General features: G+C 55.7%; 24 protein-coding genes and 3 tRNA genes. 17 read left to right on the forward strand and 10 right to left on the reverse strand.

Annotation, left to right across the window (positions count from 1 at the left end):
• Window positions 1-114: 114 nt before the first annotated feature.
• The 6 genes from NR795_RS13845 to NR795_RS13870 form a co-directional block, all read right to left on the reverse strand.
• Window positions 115-276 carry a DUF1328 domain-containing protein gene (locus NR795_RS13845; RefSeq protein WP_002437547.1) on the reverse strand — a complete coding sequence of 54 codons (162 nt, stop codon included), beginning with the start codon at window positions 274-276 and terminating at the stop codon, window positions 115-117.
• 129 nt (window positions 277-405) lie between these two features.
• On the reverse strand, window positions 406-1,026 hold the full coding sequence (gene osmY, locus NR795_RS13850) for a molecular chaperone OsmY (protein WP_042388246.1): 621 nt from the start codon (window positions 1,024-1,026) through the stop codon (window positions 406-408).
• 345 nt (window positions 1,027-1,371) lie between these two features.
• The gene (gene prfC / locus NR795_RS13855; RefSeq protein ID WP_257758526.1) at window positions 1,372-2,961 is read right to left on the reverse strand and encodes a peptide chain release factor 3; all 1,590 of its coding nucleotides are present in this window, start codon (window positions 2,959-2,961) and stop codon (window positions 1,372-1,374) included.
• Window positions 2,962-3,052: 91 nt separating this feature from the next.
• Complete coding sequence (gene yjjG, locus NR795_RS13860) at window positions 3,053-3,730, reverse strand: pyrimidine 5'-nucleotidase (RefSeq protein ID WP_144816312.1); 678 nt, start codon at window positions 3,728-3,730, stop codon at window positions 3,053-3,055.
• 16 nt (window positions 3,731-3,746) lie between these two features.
• The gene (gene rimI / locus NR795_RS13865; RefSeq protein ID WP_257758527.1) at window positions 3,747-4,187 is read right to left on the reverse strand and encodes a ribosomal protein S18-alanine N-acetyltransferase; all 441 of its coding nucleotides are present in this window, start codon (window positions 4,185-4,187) and stop codon (window positions 3,747-3,749) included.
• Window positions 4,156-4,569: a DNA polymerase III subunit psi gene (locus tag NR795_RS13870; RefSeq protein WP_144816317.1), complete on the reverse strand. Its 414-nt coding sequence runs from the start codon at window positions 4,567-4,569 to the stop codon at window positions 4,156-4,158. Before NR795_RS13870 ends, rimI begins: the two co-directional genes overlap by 32 nt.
• A 104-nt stretch (window positions 4,570-4,673) precedes the next feature.
• Here NR795_RS13870 and rsmC point away from each other — a divergent pair, with 104 nt between their 5' ends.
• The 6 genes from rsmC (at window position 4,674) to fhuF (ending at window position 8,440) form a co-directional block, all read left to right on the forward strand.
• Window positions 4,674-5,702, forward strand: a complete 1,029-nt coding sequence (gene rsmC, locus NR795_RS13875) for a 16S rRNA (guanine(1207)-N(2))-methyltransferase RsmC (RefSeq protein ID WP_042388257.1) — start codon at window positions 4,674-4,676, stop codon at window positions 5,700-5,702.
• 133 nt (window positions 5,703-5,835) lie between these two features.
• A tRNA-Leu gene (locus NR795_RS13880) sits at window positions 5,836-5,922 on the forward strand.
• Between the two features lie 29 nt (window positions 5,923-5,951).
• A tRNA-Leu gene (locus NR795_RS13885) sits at window positions 5,952-6,037 on the forward strand.
• Window positions 6,038-6,076: 39 nt separating this feature from the next.
• A tRNA-Leu gene (locus tag NR795_RS13890) sits at window positions 6,077-6,162 on the forward strand.
• Between the two features lie 324 nt (window positions 6,163-6,486).
• Window positions 6,487-7,551: a diguanylate cyclase gene (locus tag NR795_RS13895; RefSeq protein WP_144816319.1), complete on the forward strand. Its 1,065-nt coding sequence runs from the start codon at window positions 6,487-6,489 to the stop codon at window positions 7,549-7,551.
• Between the two features lie 100 nt (window positions 7,552-7,651).
• Window positions 7,652-8,440, forward strand: coding sequence for a siderophore-iron reductase FhuF (gene fhuF, locus NR795_RS13900; RefSeq protein ID WP_144816321.1), 789 nt, complete (start codon window positions 7,652-7,654; stop codon window positions 8,438-8,440).
• Between the two features lie 3 nt (window positions 8,441-8,443).
• Here the strand turns inward: fhuF and NR795_RS13905 are convergent, their stop codons facing one another.
• From NR795_RS13905 to NR795_RS13915, 3 genes are all read right to left on the reverse strand, one after another.
• Complete coding sequence (locus NR795_RS13905) at window positions 8,444-9,787, reverse strand: PTS sugar transporter subunit IIC (RefSeq protein WP_042388263.1); 1,344 nt, start codon at window positions 9,785-9,787, stop codon at window positions 8,444-8,446.
• Between the two features lie 155 nt (window positions 9,788-9,942).
• Window positions 9,943-10,623 carry a DNA-binding transcriptional activator BglJ gene (bglJ, locus tag NR795_RS13910; protein ID WP_257758528.1) on the reverse strand — a complete coding sequence of 227 codons (681 nt, stop codon included), beginning with the start codon at window positions 10,621-10,623 and terminating at the stop codon, window positions 9,943-9,945.
• Window positions 10,569-11,306 (reverse strand): helix-turn-helix transcriptional regulator, encoded by a 738-nt coding sequence (locus tag NR795_RS13915; RefSeq protein ID WP_144816326.1) that lies wholly within the window; start codon window positions 11,304-11,306, stop codon window positions 10,569-10,571. Before NR795_RS13915 ends, bglJ begins: the two co-directional genes overlap by 55 nt.
• Window positions 11,307-11,782: 476 nt before the next feature.
• Between NR795_RS13915 and NR795_RS13920 the strand changes: the two genes are divergently transcribed.
• From NR795_RS13920 to opgB, 9 genes are all read left to right on the forward strand, one after another.
• The gene (locus tag NR795_RS13920) at window positions 11,783-12,559 is read left to right on the forward strand and encodes a threonine/serine exporter ThrE family protein (RefSeq protein WP_144816328.1); all 777 of its coding nucleotides are present in this window, start codon (window positions 11,783-11,785) and stop codon (window positions 12,557-12,559) included.
• Complete coding sequence (locus NR795_RS13925) at window positions 12,550-13,023, forward strand: threonine/serine exporter (RefSeq protein WP_257758529.1); 474 nt, start codon at window positions 12,550-12,552, stop codon at window positions 13,021-13,023. Before NR795_RS13920 ends, NR795_RS13925 begins: the two co-directional genes overlap by 10 nt.
• Window positions 13,024-13,088: 65 nt before the next feature.
• Window positions 13,089-13,730 (forward strand): TetR family transcriptional regulator, encoded by a 642-nt coding sequence (locus NR795_RS13930; RefSeq protein ID WP_257758530.1) that lies wholly within the window; start codon window positions 13,089-13,091, stop codon window positions 13,728-13,730.
• Between the two features lie 63 nt (window positions 13,731-13,793).
• Entirely contained in the window at window positions 13,794-14,249 is a 456-nt protein-coding gene (locus NR795_RS13935) for a MarR family winged helix-turn-helix transcriptional regulator (RefSeq protein ID WP_144816335.1), read from the forward strand.
• A gap of 90 nt (window positions 14,250-14,339) precedes the next feature.
• Window positions 14,340-14,768 carry an organic hydroperoxide resistance protein gene (locus NR795_RS13940; protein ID WP_042388279.1) on the forward strand — a complete coding sequence of 143 codons (429 nt, stop codon included), beginning with the start codon at window positions 14,340-14,342 and terminating at the stop codon, window positions 14,766-14,768.
• Between the two features lie 123 nt (window positions 14,769-14,891).
• Entirely contained in the window at window positions 14,892-15,431 is a 540-nt protein-coding gene (dnaT, locus tag NR795_RS13945; protein ID WP_144816337.1) for a primosomal protein DnaT, read from the forward strand.
• Window positions 15,432-15,433: 2 nt separating this feature from the next.
• Window positions 15,434-16,171 (forward strand): DNA replication protein DnaC, encoded by a 738-nt coding sequence (dnaC, locus tag NR795_RS13950; protein ID WP_144816340.1) that lies wholly within the window; start codon window positions 15,434-15,436, stop codon window positions 16,169-16,171.
• 72 nt (window positions 16,172-16,243) lie between these two features.
• Window positions 16,244-16,744, forward strand: coding sequence for a DUF2501 domain-containing protein (locus NR795_RS13955; protein ID WP_257758531.1), 501 nt, complete (start codon window positions 16,244-16,246; stop codon window positions 16,742-16,744).
• 201 nt (window positions 16,745-16,945) lie between these two features.
• The gene (gene opgB / locus NR795_RS13960) at window positions 16,946-19,237 is read left to right on the forward strand and encodes a phosphatidylglycerol--membrane-oligosaccharide glycerophosphotransferase (protein WP_257758532.1); all 2,292 of its coding nucleotides are present in this window, start codon (window positions 16,946-16,948) and stop codon (window positions 19,235-19,237) included.
• A gap of 74 nt (window positions 19,238-19,311) precedes the next feature.
• Here the strand turns inward: opgB and tsr are convergent, their stop codons facing one another.
• Complete coding sequence (gene tsr / locus NR795_RS13965) at window positions 19,312-20,979, reverse strand: methyl-accepting chemotaxis protein (protein ID WP_257758533.1); 1,668 nt, start codon at window positions 20,977-20,979, stop codon at window positions 19,312-19,314.
• Window positions 20,980-21,165: 186 nt separating this feature from the next.
• Between tsr and NR795_RS13970 the strand changes: the two genes are divergently transcribed.
• Both NR795_RS13970 and NR795_RS13975 read left to right on the forward strand, forming a co-directional pair.
• Window positions 21,166-21,663 carry a DUF943 family protein gene (locus NR795_RS13970; protein WP_257758534.1) on the forward strand — a complete coding sequence of 166 codons (498 nt, stop codon included), beginning with the start codon at window positions 21,166-21,168 and terminating at the stop codon, window positions 21,661-21,663.
• A gap of 268 nt (window positions 21,664-21,931) precedes the next feature.
• Window positions 21,932-24,082 carry a carbon starvation CstA family protein gene (locus NR795_RS13975; protein WP_257758535.1) on the forward strand — a complete coding sequence of 717 codons (2,151 nt, stop codon included), beginning with the start codon at window positions 21,932-21,934 and terminating at the stop codon, window positions 24,080-24,082.
• The last annotated feature ends 28 nt before the right edge of the window (window positions 24,083-24,110 follow it).

Genomic DNA, 24,110 nt, shown 5'->3' on the forward strand with positions numbered 1-24,110 from the left:
TGCCTTCCTTTCATTGTTTTAATTATTAATAGCTTATCCTAATTTCCTGCGTTCTAAAACCGTGAAAGCCAGTCACAAGGACTGGCTTTACGATTAGCGGGAATTCACGGCTCGCTATGGACGCCGACGTCCCATGAACAGGCTGACCAGGAACAGAATGATCCCGACAACAAAAACAATTTTTGCTGCACCTGCTGCCGTACCGGCCAGGCCACCAAAGCCCAGAGCAGCGGCGATTAACGCGATAACCAGAAATATAATGCCCCAACGAAACATAAGATTCTCCTTTCCTTTACCATAGTTAACTTTACCGCTGTTAGTGAGCGCTCAGGCTACTCACCGGCGATACTTACTCGGTGTGATGCTCACGTCCCCCGTTACAACGCGGGGGATCGCATTCTGAGATTACTTGTTAACTTTAAGATCGTTTTTCACACTTTTCACACCATCGACCGCTTTGGAGATGCTCTCCGCACGTTCGATTTGTGCCTGGGAATCAACCGTACCGGACAGCTGGACCACACCATCGGTGGTTTCAACTTTCACTTTACGTGCCGGAACGATGTCATCAGCTAACAGCTTAGCTTTAATTTCGCTGGTGGTCGCAGTATCACCTGCATAGCCCTTCACAGAAGAGTCTTTGCCATCGCGTACGTGCAGCTTATCGCTAACGGACTTGACGCCCTCAACCTGTTTAGTAACTTTTACCGCTTCTTCAGCCTGCGCCTGGCTCTCAACGAAACCGCTCAGGGTGACAACAGCTTTGTCAGTCTTGACGGAGATGTCGGTGCTCTTAATGCTGTCGTGATCGACCAGAGCTGCTTTAACTTTGGCGGTGATCGCGCTGTCGTCCATGAAGTTACCGACTTTATTCATAGAGCTATCGATTTTTTCACCTGCGCTGTGCGCCGAAGATTGCGCTTTGTCAGTTGCGCTGGTTTCTGCCATGGCAGAACCGCTTGCAACAACAGAACCTAATACAACAGCCAGCAGGGTTTTAGAAATCTTCAGTCTTGTCATAGTCATCGATCTATTCCTTTCAGTTTGCCCACGTTTTGGGCTTTGAGCAGCCATCAAGGCCACTTTGCTGCTAAGGTGAGTAACACCCTGTCGTACAGCGATTAATCATGTGACTAAAAAAGAGTGTGGGATGAAACGCTTTTATTCACGCATTGAACAGTGCATTCATCCACACGTCTGGTAATCACTTTGTTAAATATAGCCAACAATTTAAAAAGCGCTTGGGAGAGAAGATAAAAAACAGGCGATAAAAGCAAAAAGCGGGCTATTTAAGAACATTCCGCAAGGGACTAATAAGACAGGGAAAGTGACAGAGCACGGCGGCTGCCGTGCTCTGGAGAAGAGAGGAGATTAGTGTTCGCGCGTTTTACGGAACTGAACGTCAGGGTAACGCTCCTGCGTCAGGTTCAGGTTGACCATGGTCGGCGCGATGTAGGTCAGGTTATCCCCGCCGTCCAGCGCCAGCTGGACCTCGTTTTTACGTTTGAACTCTTCGAATTTCTTCACGTCGCTGCACTCTACCCAGCGGGCGGTCGCCACGTTAACCGATTCGTAGATCGCTTCCACGTTGTATTCGCTCTTCAGGCGCGCAACTACCACGTCGAACTGCAGCACCCCAACCGCGCCAACGATCAGATCGTTATTGGCAATCGGACGGAACACCTGCACTGCGCCCTCTTCCGAGAGCTGAACCAGCCCTTTGAGCAGCTGCTTCTGCTTCAGCGGATCGCGCAGGCGGATGCGGCGGAACAGCTCAGGGGCAAAGTTCGGGATACCGGTGAACTTCATCATTTCGCCCTGGGTGAAGGTGTCGCCGATCTGGATCGTACCGTGGTTGTGCAGGCCGATGATATCTCCCGGATACGCCTCTTCAACGTGCGAACGGTCGCCCGCCATAAAGGTCAGCGCGTCGGAAATCACCACATCCTTACCGATACGCACCTGGCGCAGCTTCATGCCCTTTTCATATTTCCCGGAAACGACGCGCAGGAACGCCACGCGGTCACGGTGTTTCGGATCCATGTTGGCCTGAATTTTAAAGACGAAGCCAGAGAACTTCTCCTCTTTAGCTTCCACTTCGCGGGTATCGGTTTTACGCGGCATCGGCGTGGGTGCCCACTCGACCAGACCGTCCAGCATGTGGTCAACGCCGAAGTTACCCAGCGCGGTACCAAAGAACACCGGGGTAATTTCACCGGCGAGGAAGAGCTCTTTGTCGAACTCGTGAGACGCGCCCTTCACCAGCTCCAGCTCATCACGCAGCTGTGCGGCCAGCTCTTCACCTACCGCAACGTCGAGATCCGGGTTATCCAGGCCCTTAACAATACGGACCTCCTGGATGGTGTGCCCTTTACCGGTCTGGTAGAGGTAGGTTTCATCTTTATAGAGATGGTAAACGCCTTTAAACAGCTTGCCGCAGCCAATCGGCCAGGTAATCGGTGCGCAGGCAATCTTCAGCTCGCTCTCTACCTCGTCCATCACTTCCATCGGGTCACGGATGTCGCGGTCGAGCTTGTTCATAAAGGTCAGGATCGGCGTATCGCGCAGACGGGTCACTTCCATCAGCTTGCGGGTACGATCCTCAACCCCTTTCGCGGCGTCGATAACCATCAGGCAGCAGTCCACCGCCGTCAGGGTACGGTAGGTATCTTCAGAGAAGTCTTCGTGCCCCGGGGTGTCCAGCAGGTTCACCAGGCAGTCGTGATACGGGAACTGCATCACGGAGGTGGTAATGGAGATACCACGCTGCTTTTCCATCTCCATCCAGTCGGATTTTGCGTGCTGGCTCGAACCACGGCCTTTTACCGTACCGGCGGTCTGGATCGCCTGTCCGAACAGCAGCACCTTTTCAGTGATGGTGGTTTTACCGGCGTCCGGGTGAGAGATAATGGCAAAAGTACGGCGCTTGGCCACCTCTTGCAGATAAGGAGACAACGTCATAATCAAATCTTCTTATATAAACGCGGCACCAGGCCGCGCATCATGAAACAGGAAAATGCGGCTATTTTACCCAGCAATGGGAGGCAGGCAATCAATGTTTACACAGGAGTTGCTCCAGTTCGCTCAGCGAGGTCACGGTCCAGGTCGGGTTGATCCCCTCCGGCAGCGTGCGGTTGTGCGCATTGAGCCAGCAGGTGGCTAATCCGGCATTCATGCCACCCAGAATATCGGACTCGGCGGTATCGCCCACCATCAGCACGCGGGAACGCGCGGGATTGCCCGCCTGCTCCAGGGCGTAGTCAAAGATGCGCGGATGCGGCTTCGCCACGCCAACCTGCTCGGAGATGACAATCAGGTCAAAATGGTCGCGCAGGCCGGTGCGCTCCAGGCGAATTTGCTGTAGCGCGGTAAAGCCGTTGGTAATAATGCCCATCTTGCACTTGCCCTGCAGGGCGTTCAGCAGCGAGACCGCTCCCGGCAGCGGGGCGCAAATTTCGGCCATCGCATTAATAAAGGCGCTGTTAAGATCGCCTGGCAGCACGCTGAGGCGGTCGGCCCAGCTCTGGAAACGCTGATGCTGAAGCTGCAAAGAGGTGATAGCGCCGTTCTGGTAATCCACCCACAGCGGCTTATTGACGGCCTGGTAGTCCTGAAAATCTTCAGCGGTAAAGGTCACGCTGTAGTCGAGAAACATCCGCTGTAGTCCGCTGAATGAGTCGAAGGTAAACAGCGTTTCGTCGGCGTCAAAGAAGATCCAGTCCCAGTTCATTACATTACCTTTTTTATTAAAGCGGCAAAGCCATAATTACGGCGTCTTCGCGCCCGTCAGCGGTTGGATAGTAGTTGCGGCGAATTGTCGCCTCGTTAAAGCCCAGGCTTTCATAGAGGGCAATAGCCGCGCTGTTTGAGGCCCGCACCTCCAGCCACAGCGTCAGTACCTCACGCTTCTCCAGCTCGCTAATAAGATGCTCAAGCAGCGCACGCCCCAGCCCCCGGCGCTGAAACGCGGGATCGACCGCGATATTAAACAGCGTGGCTTCGTCAAGAACGACCTGGGTAATGGCAAACGCCGCCAGCGTCTCGTCAACCGTCAGGCCCAGGTTCAGGTAACGTTCACCCTGATTACTGGCGAAGGTCTTTTCGCTCCACGGAAAAGCATGGGCGCGTTGCTCAATGGCAAAAGCGTGCGTGAGGTCAGCCGTGCTGAGGGAAGAAATCGTGTTCATACTCGCAGATTTGTCGCCATAGGTCGGCTCGTGCCGCCGGGTTTGCCCGCAGTTCATCGAGCGCGGGAGAGTGGACGCGGGCGCCTTCCAGCGTCAGCGCCTCGTGAGTACCCAGCAGCCAGCTGTTACAGCGGCTCTCCGGGGGCAGCATCGCCACGCGGTCGGGCGTCAGCTGCAGCACCTGATCCGGGGTTATCGTCAGCGCCCGCAGAATATCACCCACCAGCGGCTCGCTGAGCGCCGGAAGCGTGTTTGCCACCATCACCAGACGGATATGCGCGGGCAGTGACACAGCGACTTCGCCCTGCAACGCCGTAGGCAGGCGCAAAGACCACTGGGTAATGCCCAGCTGCTGTAGCTGCCAGTCGCGTCGGGAAATCATAGCGGGTCACTCCTGTAAGTCAGGCGCGCAAATATAGCAAATTCGTCGTATCTGCGCCAACAAACAACTATAATCCAGCGCTGAGTTTATTAAGGAGCTGTTTCATGTCTGCTTTAACCCCGGCAAGTGAAGTCTTGCTGCGTCACAGTGATGATTTCGAAGAGAGCCGCGTTCTGTTTGCCGGAGATATGCAGGACGACCTGCCCGCGCGTCTGGATACCGCTGAGAGCCGCGCCCATACCCAACAGTTTCACCACTGGCAGGTGCTGAGCCGCCAGCTGGGCGACAACGCCCGCTTTAGCCTTGTTGCTGAGCAGGCCGACGTGGGCGACAGCGATACGCTGATCTACTACTGGCCGAAGAACAAGCCGGAAGCCCAGTTCCAGCTGATGAATATTCTCTCCCTGCTGCCGCTGGGCACCGATATTTTTGTGGTCGGCGAGAACCGCAGCGGCGTGCGCAGCGCCGAGCAGATGCTGGCGGAGTACTGTCCGCTGAACAAGGTCGACAGCGCGCGCCGCTGCGGCCTGTACCATGGCCGTCTGGAGAAGCAGCCTGCGTTTGATGCCGCCGCGTTTGGTGGTAGCTATACGCTGGACGATCTGACTATCCACACGCTGCCGGGCGTGTTCAGCCGTGATGGTCTGGACAGCGGCAGCCAGCTGCTGCTCTCCACCCTGACACCGCACACCAAAGGCAAGGTGCTGGATATCGGCTGCGGCGCGGGCGTGCTCTCTGCGGTGCTGGCCAGCCACTCACCGAAGGTCCGCCTGACGCTCTGTGACGTCAGCGCACCGGCGGTGGAAGCCAGCCGCGCGACCCTCGCAGCCAACGGCTTTGAGGGCGAGGTCTTTGCCAGCAACGTCTTCTCCGAGGTGACCGGGCGTTACGATATGATCATCTCTAACCCGCCGTTCCACGATGGTTTGCAGACCAGCCTGGAGGCAGCGCAGACGCTGATCCGCGGCGCGGTACGCCATCTGAACAGCGGCGGCGAGCTGCGGATTGTGGCCAACGCCTTCCTGCCCTATCCCCAGGTGCTGGATGAGACCTTTGGCTTCCACGAAGTGCTGGCCCAGACCGGGCGGTTTAAGGTTTACCGTACGGTAATGACCCGCCAGGCGAAGCGTTAAACATCTGAACGCCGGGCGAACCGGCGTTTTTTGCATCAGTTGCCCTCACCCCCATAATTAACTGTTGACGAACGGTATAAAACATCTAGAATGCGCCTCCGTGGTTACGATACTTTAAAAGTATCGATGGTCTGCGAAGGTGGCGGAATTGGTAGACGCGCTAGCTTCAGGTGTTAGTGTCCTTACGGATGTGGGGGTTCGAGTCCCCCCCCTCGCACCATAAATCACGATTGATATTGCTCGCACTGGGCGAAGGTGGCGGAATTGGTAGACGCGCTAGCTTCAGGTGTTAGTGTCCTTAGGATGTGGGGGTTCGAGTCCCCCCCCTCGCACCAACGAGGCGATATCAAACAGTAAAAAAGTAAGATAGCTGTGCGAAGGTGGCGGAATTGGTAGACGCGCTAGCTTCAGGTGTTAGTGTCCTTTGGATGTGGGGGTTCGAGTCCCCCCCCTCGCACCACTTATCTTGCTCTCCCCCAATACGCTCTTCCGGTTTTACCCGCTTCCTCTGCTTTTCCAACGTCATCATTACCCGCACCCGCACGATACCCAACGGCAACTACGGCCGAAAATAGCCTGCTCCATTCGCTTTCTGTCACCTGGTCGACCAGTGCATTAATTTTCTACATCTGTTAATGACAGACATTCATGAAGGTGATAAATTGTGCGCCTCGGAAAATACATAATAATTTATTACTCTTTTCGCGAATTTTTATTCACGCGTTATTTCTCATTTTGCCAACCATAACTTTTCATATATTGCAGATAAATAACGACATTACACATGACAGCACAATCCTGGCATAACCTCTGTAACAAGAAATATCAATTATCGCTGCGGTTATTCTTGTTTCTCAATGCCGTTTCGGCCCTCTTCTCATACCTGCTGCCGCTGAGCAGCGCCAGGGGCGTGACGCTGCCGCTCGGGCTGCTCTTCACCGCCAGCGTTGCGCTGCTGCTTTGGCATAGATGGCAATCTGAGAAGAAAATAAATATTCCGCTCATTTCGATCTTATTTGGCACTCTGTGGGCGTGGCACGTTAGCGTGAAATATTCAGCTATCGGTCACCAGGATCCGGCTTATCTTTTAATTGCGTTATTAAGCGTATTATTCATTGGGACTATCGCTTTCTCTAACAATATCAGCGCGTTTATCTTGCACTCCCTGCCGGTCAGCCTGACCTGCCTCTGGCTTAGCGACGGTAACGCCTGGCTAAGAGTGCTCTACTGCCTCGCCCTGCCGGTAGTCGGCATCACCATCCAGCATGTGATTCAGCGGCGTAATGAAAGCTTTGCCCAGGATCTGATGTACAGGCTGCTGGATGAGCGCAAGACGCTGAACGATTTAAGCATGCTCGATCCGCTGACCGGCCTCTATAACCGCCGCGGCCTGCAAAATAAGCTCGATAACCTGCTCGCCCATGATGACGGCAGGCAGTTCGTGCTGCTGCTGGATATCGACCACTTCAAGGCTTACAACGATCACTACGGCCATATGATGGGTGACCAGGCGCTGATCCGCGTTTCTGCTGCCATCCGTGATGCCGTGCGCTCCCGGGATATCGTGGCCCGCTTCGGTGGCGAGGAGTTTATGATCCTGCTGAGTAACGTCGATCTGGAGCACGCCCGAACTACCGCCGAGCGCATTCGCCAGCAGGTTTTCGATCTTAAAATCCCGCATATGTTTAATGAGAGCGTGGCAACCAACGTCACGGTTAGCATCGGTATCGCCCCTCTGCTGGACGAAGATATTGAGGACGCGCTGGGCAAAGCGGATAAGGCGCTGTACGAAGCGAAGCATTTAGGCCGCAACTCTATTCTGGTCAGCGGTGAGCTGCAGATGGCATAAACGCAAACAGACCCGCGTTTAGCGACAAAAATGTTGCGCTTGCGCTTGCCTGTGGTTAGGATTGGCAATCATTATCATTTAGATTCCGGTCTAACCTCCTATGGCGCAACGTTCCGAACTGCTGGCAAACGATCTGATTTGGCGAACCCCGCTGTACAGCGCTGCGCCAACGCTTGCCAGTGCCTTACGCGAAACAATGTCCAGCCAGCGTCCGCATATGCTGGAGGTTATCCGTCTCGACGAGCCGCCGCCGCATCAGGCGATGACCCTGGCACAGTGGCAGCGCCCCGCCGCGCTGCGCACGCTGCTGGCCGACTACGGCGATCATATCTACCGCAACCAGCCGAATCAGCCTCGCGAAGGGAAACCGCTCCTCTCGCTGTGGGCGCAGTGGTATCTGGGCCTGCTGGTTCCGCCGCTGATGCTGGCCCTGCTGGCGCACGACACTGCGCTGGATGTCTCCCCCGAACATTTCCACGTGGAATTCCATGAAACGGGCCGCGCGGCCTGCTTCTGGGCCGACGTGCATGCCGATCGCTACACCACGCTGCTAGACGATCGGGGTCGCATTGAGAAACTCATTGTCTCGGCGATGCTGCCGGTCGTGCAGGCCCTGGAAGCCACCGGCGAGATCAACGGCAAGCTTATCTGGAGCAATACCGGTTATCTTATCAACTGGTATCTGAATGAGATGAAGCCGCTGCTCGGCGATGCCAGAGTGAGCGCCCTGCGCCAGCTCTGCTTTTTCGACAAAACGCTGGCGAACGGCATGGATAACCCCCTCTGGCGCACCGTTGTGCTGCGTGAAGGCGTGCTGACGCGTCGTACCTGCTGTCAGCGCTACCGCCTGCCGGATGTCCAGCAGTGCGGCGACTGTACGCTTAAATAACCTCTACGCAACCTGCTGGCTCTCACCCTCTGCGCGCTGTGACTCCTGCGCCTCCTGCTCCAGAAGCTGCTTCTCGTACACTTTGAAGAACGGGAAGTAGATCACGGCGGAGACCACGGCCAACAGCACCACAAGGATGGCCGCCCGGTAGTCCCAGCCCAGCGCCCAGGCAGCCCCAATCGGTGCCGGTGCGGTCCAGGGTACAACGGCAATGACCCGACCAATCAGATCCATTTTCATTGCGCCCCAGGCAATCACCGAGTTAACCAGCGGTGCGAGCAGGAAGGGGATAAAAAAGACCGGATTCATGACGATAGGCGTGCCGAAGATAACGGGCTCGTTGATGTTGAAGAAACTGGGGACAATGCTGAGCCGCCCAATCGAGCGCAGGTGTACGGAGCGGCTACGCAGATAGCAGATCACCAGCCCCATTGTCGCTCCGGAGCCCCCGACCACAATAAAGAACGTCCAGAACGCCTCCATAAAGATGTGCGGCAGCGGTGCGCCTTGCGCCAGGGCAGTCTGGTTCATCCCCAGGTTGGTTAACCAAAACATCTGCAGCATGCCGGAGACGATAGCCGCCCCGTGAATGCCCGCGAACCACAGCAGGTGGCCAATCAACACCGCCAGCAGGATGGCAGGCAGCGAGTCAGCGGCGGCCACCAGGGGTTTAAACAGCGCCATAATCGCCTGTGGGATCAGCACCGAGAACTCTGACTGGATAAACAGGCTCAGCGGGTAGAGCGTTAGCACCACCACTAATACCGGGATCAGCAGATCGAATGAGTTTTTGATCATCGGCGGAACCTGGTCCGGCAGGCGGATACCGATGTTGTGCGCTTTTAAAAAGCGCATCAGCTCCACACAGTAGATGGCGACCAGGATAGCGGTAAAGATCCCGGTGCCGCCGAGGCTATGCACCGGCAAGGCACTATCGGTTTTTGGCGCTGCTACCAGCAAGAACGCCATCAGCGAGAGCATGGCGCACATGAAGGGGTCGAGCTGGTGAGACTTCACGTAGTGCTTGCCGAGGTTGTAAGCGATGGCGGCACAGATGTAGATCGACATGATCCCCATGGTCATATCGAACGGGGTGAGGATCCGCCCCTCATACTGCTTGGCCAGATCGAGCCAACCGCGCGCGAAGCCCCAGGTGGTATCCGGTGAAAACGGGGGATAGGCAAAAATAAGCAGGAAGGATCCGACAATCATAAAGGGCATTGCCGAGATAAAACCATCACGAATTGCCATCACATGACGCTGAGCAGAGATGCGTCCGGCGATGGGGCTGACATAATTTTCAACAAAACGGAAGATCAGGTTAAACGCAGCGTGGTTGGCAGACATTTTGGCTCTCCGGTCAGGCGAAATATGGAATGGCAAAATGAGTATCAGTCTCCGATCTGTACTGTGCAACCGGTTACTGTAACCGGTTTCCGTGATTGTGAAGAGGATCGATAATCGGCCTGCCACCCTGTGTATAACCAGGATTTACCTCACAGTTAGGCCGTTATCCGCCGTTGAGGTGCGTCGGGCTCATTCAGCGTTTTTCGCATATGTATAAGAATGTCCGCAGCATAGAGCAGCTCTGCATCGTTACGTACGCCCAATTTCGCCATAAGAGTAAGCTTATAGGCACGAATGGTTTTAATATTCCGTCTGAAGTAGCGGGCAATATCCACAATTGAGTAGCCCTGCGTGGTACAGAAAACAATATCGCGCTCGGTCTGGGTCAGCACCTGATCGTAGCTGTAATACCAGAGGTTGAGCACGTTATCGTCCTGCTGATGGTTCTCGTTGAGCCACGTCCACAGCTGCCGCCGCACCAGCTCCAACGGCATGGTTTTACTGAGAATACCGTGCAGTGCGGTAGGCGAAAAATCACTTATCAGACGCTTCTCCATCTGATTCCCAGCCAGAACAATACGCTGCCGGTCGGGGTAATTTTTCTCCATATGGTTTAGCGCTCTGAGACAGGTTAACCTCTCTGTTCTGATCCCCGATAGTGAATAGATAAGTGAAATGCAGGGAGCCCATACCATCGCACTAAGGAACGTCGCATAATCTTTAAAAAAGTGAAAGTGGAAATGCGCTGCTGCTGGAAATAGCTGACTTAGTCCAGCCTCGCTTATGGCACATCGCTCAATAATGGCAACGTGTTTGCTTTTCCCATCTGTTTCCATTGTCCATCATCTCCATAGCTTGTATTTAAATTTAATACATTTGCACCCTGACTACTGTTAATCCATGCAAATAGCTCGGCATTGCTCCGCAAACAGAGACGGCGCATGGCACTATTTTTCTGTGCGCTAACCGTTTTATTACTCTTTTTCAGCATGGCGGCAATCTGATTAATACCCCATCCTTTACCAAGAAGTCGTAATACCTGTCGTTCTGAATAGGTTAAAGATACTGCGGGTGTGTTTTCATCAGCGAGGTCGCCATCATGAGGAGATAAAAGTACTTCGCTAATTTCTCCTGCGCGTCGGCTACCGCTGCGAATAGCATTAATAATACCTTCGAGGGGTTCCATACTGGAAAGCAGCGTGCTCTCCGATCGTAACAGCTGCTCTACTGCCATAGGGTAAACCTGCAAGGGAACCATAAAAACCCAATGCGTTTCAGTAATATGCAGCATCATCGCGGCGTATTCCCTGCAGGCGCTGCGCGCCTTATGCAGATCGTTGGTAAGATCGACAAACACAACGCTTGCGCGCTGGAGCAGGGAGAATGTCACCTCCTGCCGGGCTGAGCAGCAGACAACTTCATACTCAGAAAAGGCATCGTCCATAATGGCAACGAAACCACGCTGTATTAGTGGCGCCTTGCTTACGATCACTGCACACCTATATTTTTCGGGTAACATACCACCTCCGCTTCCATTCAAAAACCAGGATTTATTTATTCGCCCATCGAAATAACAATCATGAATAAATCGATGAGCGAATGAATCGTCTGTACAGCGTTAGTACTGTAGGTAACGCACAGGATTAAGATTACTTATAACCTTTTTATCGTGTCGACTGGCGTCAGTCATCAGAGGGAAAATTCTTCTACCCCTACCCTAATATTGCACATCTTTACTGAAAAAAATAATGGCTGACACGTTAAAAAAGTACAATATAGAGTAAGCAAATTTAAATATATAGATAATATGAATATTAATCTGGCTTTGTCCGCCCCGGTAGCAGACGGTGAGCGGATCGAATGGCAAGCATCGCGATAAATTGATTAATTAGCTAAATATTGATCTATCACAGCGCCGGACAGGTAGCACGTTGTGTTAAAAATAGGTTTTCTATTTCACCCTATTGCTATTTCGCTACGTTGCCAGGGCAAACCATGGAAGCAGATCGGGATCAACAGCGGGCCGTAACGCGACTGTGCATTCAGTGCGGCCTTCTTCTATTACAGCACGGCGCAGAGAGCGCGCTGGTGGAAGAGCTCTCTACCCGCCTTGGCCTCGCGCTGGGAATGGATGGTGTAGAGAGCGCCATCGCCGCGAACGCTATTGTGCTCACCACCATTCAGAACGGCCAGTGTTTGACCTCAACGCGTAAAAACAGCGATCGCGGCATCAATATGCACGTGGTCACTGAGGTGCAGCACATCGTCATTATGACCGAACATAAGCTGCTGGATGAGAGAGGCGTCGAACGGCGCTTTAACCAGATCAAGCCGCTACGCTATTCACGCTGGCTGGTCACGCTGGCAGTTGGCCTCTCCTGCGCCTGCTTCTGCAAACTGAATAACGGCGGCTGGGATGGCGCAGCCATCACCTTCTGTGCCAGCAGCGTCGCCATGTATGTACGTCTGACGCTAGCCCAGCGGCACCTGCATCCGCAGATCAACTTCTGCCTGACGGCCTTTGTGGCTACCACCGTCTCGGGGCTGATGCTTACCCTGCCCGCCTTCTTACAGACGTCAACGGTAGCGATGGCGGCCAGCGTCCTGCTGCTGGTTCCCGGCTTTCCGCTTATTAATGCCGTTGCCGACATGTTTAAAGGTCATATCAACACCGGACTGGCACGCTGGGCCATTGCCAGCCTGCTGACGTTGGCGACCTGTATCGGGGTGGTGATGGCCATGACGCTATGGGGGCTACGCGGATGGGTATGATTAATTTTCTACTGGCGCTGGCGCAGGACATGATCCTCTCTGCGATTCCTGCCGTTGGCTTTGCCATGGTGTTCAACGTGCCGCAGCGTGCTCTGCCCTGGTGCGCCCTGCTGGGTGCCATCGGCCACGGCGCGCGAATGGTGATGATGACCAGCGGCATCAACGTTGAATGGTCGACCTTTATCGCTGCCATGCTGGTTGGCTGCATCGGTATCCGCTGGTCACGCTGGTATCTTGCCCACCCTAAAGTCTTTACCGTCGCGGCGGTGATCCCGATGTTTCCGGGGATCTCGGCCTATACGGCGATGATCTCCGCAGTGAAGATAGGCCATCTGGGCTACAGCGAAACGCTGATGATCCTGCTGCTGACCAACTTTCTCAAGGCAACCTCCATTGTCGCAGCGCTCTCTGTCGGCCTGTCAGTACCCGGACTGTGGATCTACCGTAAGCGCCCCCGCGTTTGAGGTTTGTGTTCTGCCTGCGCCCTGGTAATAATCCCTGTTCCTGTTACGGCCAAAAAGAGGCAGATGTGAAGCACGACGGCGTTTATTTACCGGAGAAACTGGACGAGTCTAGCCTGAAAGACAAAATCTTCACCAGTGCCATTGCGCTATTTGCCGAGTATGGCCTGAACGGCGCGCGTATGGAGCAGATCGCCGAAAAGGCGGGCACCACCAAGCGGATGGTGGTTTACCACTTTAAGACCAAAGAGACCCTCTATCTGCAGGTGCTTGAGTATGTTTATACCCAGATCCGCGCCAGCGAAACGCGCCTTAACCTGACGCGCTTGCCGCCGGTAGAGGCGATGGTTGAGCTGGTGGAGAGCACCTTTGATTATCATGCTGCGCATCCCGATTTTATTCGCATTATCTGTATGGAGAACATGCAGCGCGGACGCTACATGCAGCAGTCGGCGTATCTGCGCAAGGTAAACCGCAGCGCGCTGATCCTGCTGGAGGATATCTTACAGCGCGGCCAGCAAAAGCAGCTTTTCAGCCGCAGCGTGAATGCCCGCGACGTGCACCGTCTGATGAGCAGCTTCAGCTTCCACTACGTGGCGAACAGCTACACCTTTACGCTGCTGTTTGAAGAGGGAGCGGACAGCCAGGCCCAGCAGGCGTACTACCGCGCGATGGCAGTGCAGGTGGTGCTGCGCTATGTCTGCCCGTGATGGATTTGCCTTGCCACAAAAATATAACTTGCAATTAAATCGTGTGCTATCTATATTCTTTTCATGAAGACGAAATCGACGGCTCCGGCGGATGCGCCGCTGGCCCTGAATAACCAGCTCTGCTTTGCGCTCTACTCCGCAAACCTGGCGCTGAATAAACTCTATCGGCAGCTCTTAGCGCCGCTAGGCCTCACCTACCCGCAGTATTTGGTGATGCTGGTATTGTGGGAGCGGGACGACATTACCGTGTCAGAGATTGGCGAGCAGCTGTTTCTCGACTCTGCCACCCTGACGCCGCTGCTGAAACGCCTGGAGAGCGCCGGGCTGATTGTTCGCCAGCGCTCACGTCAGGATGAACGCCAGGTCGCCGTCACGCTAACCGAATCAGGACGGGCGCTGCATGAGCAGGCGCTTACTATTCCAGAATCGGTACGCTGCGCCGCCGCTTGCGATACAGATTCACTGGCCGCCCTTCAGCACGAGCTGGAGACGCTGCGCCATCAGCTTCACCGCGCATAGCGCCGTCCCTGACGGCCTTATGTGCAACATATAAATAGCGCACTATTTTATAGTGCATATAGCGATAACAGCGAAAATAAGGAACCTGCCATGTCTTTAGAAAAAGTAGTCTATACCGCAAAAGCCAAAGCAACCGGTGGCCGTGACGGCCGTGCGACCTCCTCTGACGGCGTGCTGGACGTGCAGCTGGGCGTACCGAAAGAGATGGGCGGCATGGGCGGCAACGTCACTAACCCAGAGCAGCTGTTTGCTGCGGGCTACTCCGCCTGCTTCCTTGGCGCAATGAAATTTGTTGCTGGCCGCGACAAAATCGCCATGCCGAAAGAGGCCTTTGTTGAAGGTGAAGTCGGCATCGGGCCGCTGCCAACCGGTTTTGGTATCGAAGCGAAGCTGAATATTCACCTGCCGGGTATGGATGCGGCCGAAGCGCAGAAGCTGGTCGACGCGGCGCATATCGTCTGCCCTTACTCCAACGCCACCCGCAACAACATTGATGTCACGCTGAACATTATCGCCTAATATGTTCGCAAGGCCGGGCGGCGCGACGCTTGCCTGGCCTATAAAAGCGCCCCCTCTCTGTGCTACTATGAGCACATATCACCCGCGGATCTTTCCGCTCTGTTTTTAGCTTGAGATAGCGCTATGTCTTCCAGAATCCTCTCCACCAATGTCATCGGTATCGACGCGTTTATGCACGATCACGCCCGCGTCCTGACCCAGTCCCGTGAGGGGACGGTGGCCGTTTTTGCGGATAACGCCCCGGCGTTTTATGCCCTGACGCCCGCGCGTCTGGCGCAGCTGCTGGAACTGGAAGCCCGACTGCAGCGCCCGGCCAGCGATATCGCCCTCGATCAGCAGTTTTTTAGCGAGCCGACCGAGACACCGCCCAGCGTGCCGATGGGAAAATTCGCCATGTACGCAGGCTGGCAGCCGGATCCCGATTTTCAGCGCCTGGCCGCGCTGTGGGGCATTGCCCTGAACCAGCCCGTGACCCATGAAGAGCTGGCCTCGTTTGTCACCTACTGGCAGGCCGAAGGCAAGGTGTTTCACCATATGCAGTGGCAGCAGAAGCTGGCCCGCAGCGTGCAGATCGGCCGCGGTAGCCTGACAGGCAGCGTTAAGCGCGATATCAACGCGGTTTCCGAGCCGGATAACCAGGTTCCACCAGGTTTCAGAGGTTAATCATGAAAGACGTCGGCGAAATGATGAAGCGTTTGCAAAAAATGATGCCTGCCCACGTGAAACCGGCGTTTACCACCGGTGAAGAGCTGCTGGCCTGGCAAAAAGAGCAGGGCGAGATCCGCTCCGCGTCGATTGCCCGGGAAAATCGGGCGATGAAGATGCAGCGTACCTTCAACCGCTCCGGCATCCGTCCTCTGCATCAGAACTGCTCTTTTGATAACTATAAGGTTGAAAACGAGGGGCAGATGAACGCCCTGAGCAAGGCGCGCCAGTACGTCGAGGAGTTTGACGGCAACATTGCCAGCTTTGTCTTCTCCGGCAAGCCCGGCACGGGAAAAAACCACCTTGCGGCGGCGATCTGCAACGAGCTGCTGCTGCGCGGTAAGTCGGTGTTGATCATTACCGTGGCCGACATCATGTCTGCGATGAAAGAGACCTTCAGCAGCCGGGAGACCAGCGAAGAGCAGCTGATCAACGATCTCAGCATGGTCGATCTGCTGGTGATCGACGAGATCGGCGTCCAGTCAGAGTCACGCTACGAGAAGGTGATCATCAACCAGATTGTCGATCGTCGCTCCTCCTCCAAGCGCCCAACCGGCATGCTGACCAACAACAACGTGGCGGACATGACCCGACTGCTTGGCGAACGGGTGATGGATCGCATGCGCCTCGGCAACAGCCTGTGGGTTAACTTTAACTGGGATAGCTACCGCAGCCGCGTCACCGGCAAAGAGTATTAAGAGCTTTCCTGGCGCGGTCTGGCGGGTCTCCCGGTATATACTGCCCTGGTCCATCCTAACGGGTTATGCCACATGAAATCAGCCAAACGTTTACTGTGCAGCGTCGCGATCGCGAGCGCCCTGCTCTCTTCCCTCTCTCACGCTGCCACCTGGCAGGAGCAGCTGAACAGCGCAGCGACCCAGCTGAGCCAGAACGCGGGTTCGGCCACGTCGACGCAGCAGAGCGGGACCTCGCTCTCTGCGCTTGGCGGCCTGCTGAATAGCGGTAACCAGGCGCTGAGCGCTGACACCATGAATAACGCCGCGGGCATCATGGGATACTGCGCCAAAAACAAGCTGGCCTCGGTGACCAGCGCAGAGAATATCAAAAGCCAGGTGCTGGAGAAGCTGGGCCTGAGCGCGCCGGAGCAGAAGGAAGATACTAACTTCCTTGAGGGCCTGCAGGGGATGCTCAACACCAAAGACGGTGAGCAGCTGAATCTGAATAATATCGGCAGCACGCCGCTGGCAGAGAAGGTGAAAACCAAGGCCTGCGACCTGGTGCTGAAGCAGGGTATGAACTTCCTCTCCTGATTATCACGCCTTAGCGCGTCTGCCCACCCTGCACGGCAGGCGCGTCTCCTTTACAAAATGAGACATCGCTCATAAAACCCCGCTCTCTAAACCTTTTCTTAATAGAATGTAGTGAGTGTGACGCTAGAATTGCAGCTATGTGAATTCGCCATTAAAGTGTTTTCCCTGCAACATTCGGCTGCTGCTATTGAGGATTGACCGTTGTCTGAACTTCTCTCTCTTGTGCTGTTTATTGCCTCAATAGCCATCTACTCTCTGAAGGCAGGCCGCAATACCTGGTGGTTTACCGCGATCCTTGCCGTACTGGGTTGCTTTGTGGTGCTTAATATTGCCCTCTACGCCAGCGACTACTTTACCGGCGACGGCATTAACGACGCGGTGCTCTACACCATTACCAACAGCCTGACCGGCGCGGGGGTGAGTAAGTATATTCTGCCCGGCGCAGCGCTGATCATCGGCCTGCTGGCACTCTTTTTTGCCCTCGGCTGGATCCTGCGCCGTCGCCGCCATCACCCGCTGCACGTCGGCTACAGCCTGCTGGCGCTGCTGCTGGCCCTGGGTTCGGTCGATGCCAGTCCGGCTTTTCGGCAGATTACCGAGCTGGTCAAGTCCCAGTCCCGGGCGGGGGACCCGGACTTCGCGGTCTGGTATAAAGAGCCCGCAAAAAGCATTCCGCAGCCGGCGCTCAACCTGGTCTATATCTACGGCGAGAGCCTGGAGCGTACCTACTTTGACAGCGCGGCCTTTCCTGGCCTGACGCCGGAGCTGGGCGCGCTGAAAGATGAGGGGCTGGATTTTACCCATACCGCGCAGCTGCCGGGCACCGACTACACCATTGCCGGGATGGTCGCCTCCCAGTGCGGCATTCCGCTGTTTGCACCCTTCGAGGGGAACGCCTCGGCCTCTATGTCGAGCTTCTTCCCGCACAATCTCTGCCTCGGCGATATCCTGAAGAACTCTGGCTACGAGAACCACTTCGTGCAGGGAGCAAACCTGCGCTTTGCCGGGAAAGATGTCTTTTTAAAATCCCACGGCTTTGACCATCTTATTGGTGCGGAGGAGCTGAAAGGCCGCGTTGCCGATCCGACCTACCGCAACGACTGGGGTTTCTACGATGACACCGTGCTGGACGAGGTGTGGCAGCAGTATCAGCAGCTCTCCCAGAGCGGCAAACGCTTCTCGCTGTTTGCCCTGACCGTTGATACCCATCATCCCGACGGCTTTGTCTCGCGCAGCTGCGAGCGGAAAAGCTACGCCATCGACGGTAAAGCGAACCAGTCCTTTAGCGCAGTGACCTGCAGCCAGCAGCATATCGCCGCGCTGATCAACAAGATCAAAGCCTCGCCGTGGTTTAAGGATACGGTGATTGTGGTCTCCTCCGATCATCTGGCGATGAACAACACCGCGTGGAAGTACCTCAGCAAACAGGATCGTAACAACCTCTTCTTTGTGCTGCGCGGCGACCAGCCTGTCCAGGACATCATCGGCCTGAAGCGCAACACCATGGATAACGGTGCCACCGTGCTGGATATCCTCGGCGGGGATAACTTCCTTGGCCTCGGACGCAGCAGCCTCTCGGGCCAGTCGCTCTCCCAGTCGTTCCTGAACATGAAAGAGAAGGTACTGGCGTGGAAGCCGGATATCATTCGCCTGTGGAACTTCCCCAAAGAGATGAAGGACTTCACCGTTGATCGCGACAAGGAGATGATTGCGTTTTCCGGCAGCCGTTTCCGCCTGCCGCTGCTGATTCGCGTCTCGGACCAGCGCGTAGAGCCGCTGCCAGAGAGCGAGTACTCTGCGCCGCTGCGCTTCCAGCTCGCCGACTTCGCGCCACGGGATAATTTTGTCTGGATCGACCGCTGCTACAAGATGGCCCAGATGTGGGCCCAGCAGCTGGCGCTCTCCACCGACTGGTGCGTCTCGCAGGGCCAGTTGGGCGGTCAACAAAGGGTACAGCACGTCGACAGCGCCCAGTGGCAAGGCAAAACCGCGTTTAAAGATACGATCATCGACACCGCCCGCTATCAGCGCAACGTGGATATGCTCAAGGTGGTGGATAATGACGTTCGCTACAAAGCAGACAGCTTTATCTTCAACGTGGCGGGCGCGCCGGAAGAGGTGAAGCAGTTCAGCGGCATCTCTCGCCCGGAGAGCTGGGGGCGCTGGTCCAACGCGCAGCTTGGTGAAGAGGTGAAGATTGAGTACAACGCGCCGCTGCCGGAGAATTTCGATCTGATGATCACAGCTAAAGCCTATGGCCCGAACGCTAACAAACCGATCCCAGTGCGGATAGGTGATAGTGAGCAGACACTAACTTTAGGCAACGATGTCTCAACCACCACGCTGCGGTTCCATAACCCGTCGCACAGTAATACGTTGACCATTGTGCCGCCGGATCCGCAGTCCACCAACGAAGGGAATATTCTCGGCCACTCGCCGCGTAGATTAGGGATTGGGATGGTGGAGATTAAGGTAGTAAAAACCGAGGGCTAGCGGCCCCCGGTTGAGTAGGATCGTAACGCAGGCCGGGTAAGCGCAGCGCCACCCGGCGTTATGATTATAACAACTTAGAAGGTTTCCCAGTTATCGCCCGCGTCGGCAACGGCCGGTTTGCGGGTCGCCAGCGGCGCTGAGGCTTTGGCGATGATAGCCTGGTCACGGGCCTCTTTACGCTGATCCTGCATAATGCGGAACACCGCTACGGCCTGGGTCAGACGGCTCGCCTGCTCTTCCAGCGCCGCCGCGGCTGCGGCAGATTCCTGTACCAGTGAGGCGTTCTGCTGGGTAACGCGATCCATCTCGGCCACCGCCAGACCCACCTGGTCGATACCGCGGCTCTGCTCGTCGGACGCAGAGGCGATTTCGCCCATGATGTCTGTTACGCGGGTTACCGCATTAACGATCTCGTCCATGGTCTCACCGGCGCTCTCAACCAGGGTTGAGCCCAGCTCTACGCGGCCTACGGAGTCCTCGATCAGGCTCTTAATTTCGCGAGCGGCCTGGGCGCTGCGCTGGGCCAGGTTACGTACTTCACCTGCCACCACCGCAAAACCACGACCCTGCTCACCGGCACGTGCTGCTTCTACCGCCGCGTTCAGTGCCAGGATGTTGGTCTGGAAAGCGATGCCGTCGATCACGCTGATGATGTCAGCGATTTTCTGCGAGCTACCAGCGATGTCACGCATGGTCTGCACCACGTTATCCACCACTTTACCGCCCTTCTGCGCGGTCTCAGAGGCGCTAAGTGCCAGATGGCTCGCCTGACGGGCGTTTTCGGCGTTCTGCTTCACGGTCGCGGTCAGCTCTTCCATGCTGGCAGCGGTCTCTTCCAGTGAGGCAGCCTGCTGCTCGGTACGGGAGGAGAGATCGTTGTTGCCCATCGCGATTTCGCTTGCGCCGCTGTAGATCTCATTCGCACCGGTACGCACCGTACCCACGGTACGCATCAGCTCGCCCTGCATGTGACGCAGGCTTTCTGCCAGCTGGCCCATCTCGTTAGCACCGTGCACGTCGATCTTCTGCACCAGATCGCCACCGGCGATATGGCGGATGCTCTCCACCAGACGGTTGAGCGGGGAGATCAGCACGTTTTTGATGCCGAACCAGACGGCAACGATCACCGCCAGCACTGCCAGCAGCACGCCGATAATGATCCAGATAGCCATGCTGTAGGAGCTGTTGTTGTCCGCGACGGCGAGATCGTACAGCTGGTCATTCTGCTTCAGGAACTCGACGTACTCTTTCTCAAATCCATCCTGGTAACCCTGGGTTGGCTGGTCAAAGAACTCGTTGATTTTGCCTGCGCCCAGCAGCTGGATAAGTTCAGCCAGCGCACCGTGATAGATATCGTACTGGCGCTTGATCTCCTGGGTTACGGCTTCGTTCTGACGCGGATCGTGCGGCAGAGCCTGATACTCGTTCCAGCGCTGCTCCGCCTGTTTCAGGGAGGCGCTGGCAATCTGCATCAGCTCGGCGACGGTGGTGCCGCTGCCGATGTTGTTCTGATCCATCATGTAGCGGATCCCGGCACGGTTAAGCGTGTTACGGGTCTGCAGCAGGGCAACCCAGCTACCGTTAAGCGTGGACTGCTGCTCACGGATGGTTTGCAGAACGGTGAAGTTATCTTTGTCGTGTTTCAGCGCGCTGAAGAACAGTCCGCCGGAGGTGATCTGTAACAAGCCAAATAGTGCAAGGACCAGAAGTAAACTGGTCACAATTTTGATACGGTTTAACATGTTTTCTCATTCCTTTAGAGGGATAACAGTTTTTCGGCCTGGAACAGGAAAACTTTACCGAATAGTTGTGTGTTGCGTTGATCGCCATGCAACCTGTGCACGGCACATACGACCATTTTTCGGAGTGCTTTTTTTATTCGTCGTGGTTTAGACTTGAGCGATTAGTCAGCAAAGGAGATTGATGACATGGAAACAGTCACACATTCTACTTTTCTCAGAACGGCTTCTGTCTGCCAGCGTTTAGGGAAAAAACCAGCAGCTTTCATCATTGTTGCGTTGGCTGTTGTTGTCGGCTACATCAGCCTTTTTCGGGAAAGTGAAATCATGGCCGTCGATCGGGAATTAAACTTTGCTAATGTTGCGGTTAAACACTTTCCCCTTACTGACAATGGGAAGGTGGATTGGTGGCAAGACCATAAGCAGATTCTGAAGGAAAAGTTCAGCATCCCTGTTCCAGCTAAAAACGGAAACTGGTACATCAGCGTCTGGGATTATGGTGACGGATTTAAAGCAAAGCCAAATGGCGACATCAGAGTTTTTAACGCTGACACCCAGGATATGCAGTGCTTCAACAACGATGACAGTAAATGCATAGATAAAGATTTACTGATGCGCATTGAAGGCAACAGGGATGGCAGTGTAGATATACAAGTAGGTGATAAAACGATAGCTGTTAAGTCATAAATGTATAAGGCCCCATTTGAACTGGGGTCTTACTAAGCAAAATCGACATCGGTCTGCGGTTTAGCCAGTGATCCACATCACACTCTTTTTCCTGTTCACGCCCCGTTAAAACCGCTTATCGCTCTCCTGCGACCGCTTACCCCTCACATTCAACCGCTCGGCCACTTATTGCCCGTTTTCTGCTCGCCGTTTGTCATGATCCTCAGGGAAAATTTATTAATTTAACGCCTCCTACTCCTGTAATCTTTTTCCTATAGCCAGGTCTGATATGGATAATAAAAAGCTACTCAAGCACGTACCCTGGATGATCCTCGGGATCATCGGTGCTTTCTGTCTGGCGGTTGTCGCCTTACGGCGGGGTGAAAACGTAAGCGCCCTGTGGATCGTTGTCGCATCGGTCTCCGTTTACCTCGTTGCTTATCGCTACTACAGCCTCTACATCGCGCAGAAGGTCATGAAGCTCGACCCGACCCGCGCCACCCCGGCAGTCATCAACAATGACGGCCTGAACTACGTGCCCACCAACCGTAACGTGCTGTTTGGTCACCACTTTGCCGCTATCGCCGGGGCGGGGCCGCTGGTCGGTCCGGTACTGGCCGCGCAGATGGGCTACCTGCCCGGCACGCTCTGGCTGCTGGCGGGCGTAGTGCTGGCCGGTGCGGTACAGGACTTTATGGTGCTGTTTATCTCCTCCCGCCGTAACGGGGCCTCGCTCGGGGAGATGATCAAAGAGGAGATGGGTCCCGTGCCGGGCACTATCGCCCTCTTCGGCTGCTTCCTGATCATGATCATCATCCTCGCCGTGCTGGCGCTGATCGTCGTTAAGGCGCTGGCGGAAAGCCCGTGGGGCGTCTTCACCGTCTGCTCCACTGTGCCGATCGCGCTGTTTATGGGGATCTACATGCGATTCCTGCGCCCGGGCCGCGTGGGCGAAGTGTCGGTGATTGGTATCGTGCTGCTGGTGGCGTCTATCTACTTCGGCGGCGTGATTGCAGCCGACCCGTACTGGGGCCCGGCGCTGACCTTTAAAGACACCACCATCACCTTTACCCTGATTGGCTATGCGTTTGTCTCCGCCCTGCTGCCGGTGTGGCTGATTCTCGCCCCGCGTGACTACCTGGCGACCTTCCTGAAGATCGGCGTTATCGTCGGCCTGGCGATTGGTATTGTGATCCTCAACCCAGAGCTGAAGATGCCAGCCATGACCCAGTACATTGACGGTACCGGTCCGCTGTGGAAAGGCGCGCTGTTCCCGTTCCTGTTTATCACCATCGCCTGTGGCGCCGTCTCCGGCTTCCACGCGCTGATCGCCTCTGGTACTACGCCGAAGCTGCTGGCCTGTGAAACCGACGCCCGCTTTATCGGCTACGGCGCGATGCTGATGGAGTCCTTCGTAGCGATTATGGCGCTGGTGGCGGCCTCGATTATCGAGCCGGGCCTCTACTTTGCCATGAACACCCCGCCTGCCGGTTTGGGTATCGTGATGCCGAACCTGCATGAGCTGGGCGGCACGAACGCCCCGGCGATCATGGCTCAGCTGCAAGACGTTACTGCCCATGCGGCCGCTACGGTCAGCTCCTGGGGCTTTGTCATCACCCCAGAGCAGATCCTGCAAACCGCGAAGGATATCGGTGAGCCGTCCGTACTGAACCGCGCCGGCGGTGCGCCGACGCTGGCGGTCGGTATCGCCCACGTGTTCCACAAAATTCTGCCGTGGGCGGACATGGGCTTCTGGTACCACTTCGGCATTCTGTTCGAAGCGCTGTTTATCCTTACCGCGCTGGATGCCGGGACCCGCTCCGGACGCTTTATGCTTCAGGATCTGCTGGGTAACTTCGTGCCGTTCCTGAAGAAAACCGACTCTCTGGTCGCGGGTATTATCGGTACCGCAGGCTGCGTTGGCCTCTGGGGTTACCTGCTCTATCAGGGCGTGGTCGATCCGCTGGGCGGCGTGAAGAGCCTGTGGCCGCTGTTTGGCATCTCCAACCAGATGCTGGCCGCTGTGGCGCTGGTGCTGGGTACCGTGGTGCTGGTTAAGATGCAGCGTACTAAGTACATCTGGGTGACCGTGGTTCCAGCCGTTTGGCTGCTGATCTGCACCACCTGGGCGCTGGGGCTGAAGCTGTTCAGCGACAACCCGCAGATGGAAGGCTTCTTCTACATGGCGAACCAGTACAAAGCACGTATTGCCGCCGGTAGCGAGCTGACCGCCCAGGAAGTGGCGAACATGAACCATATCGTGGTCAACAACTACACCAACGCCGGACTGAGCATCCTCTTCCTGGTGGTGGTCTACAGCATCATCTTCTACGGGTTCAAAACCTGGATGAAGGCCCGCAACAGCACGGCCCGTACGGATAAAGAGACGCCGTACGTGCCGGTGCCGGAAGGCGGCGTGAAGACCTCTTCACAACACTAATCGTTAACGTAGGCCCGGCAACCTTGCC

It is taken from the genome of Pseudescherichia sp. L3 (assembly GCF_024656065.1).
Lineage (GTDB): Bacteria > Pseudomonadota > Gammaproteobacteria > Enterobacterales > Enterobacteriaceae > Pseudescherichia.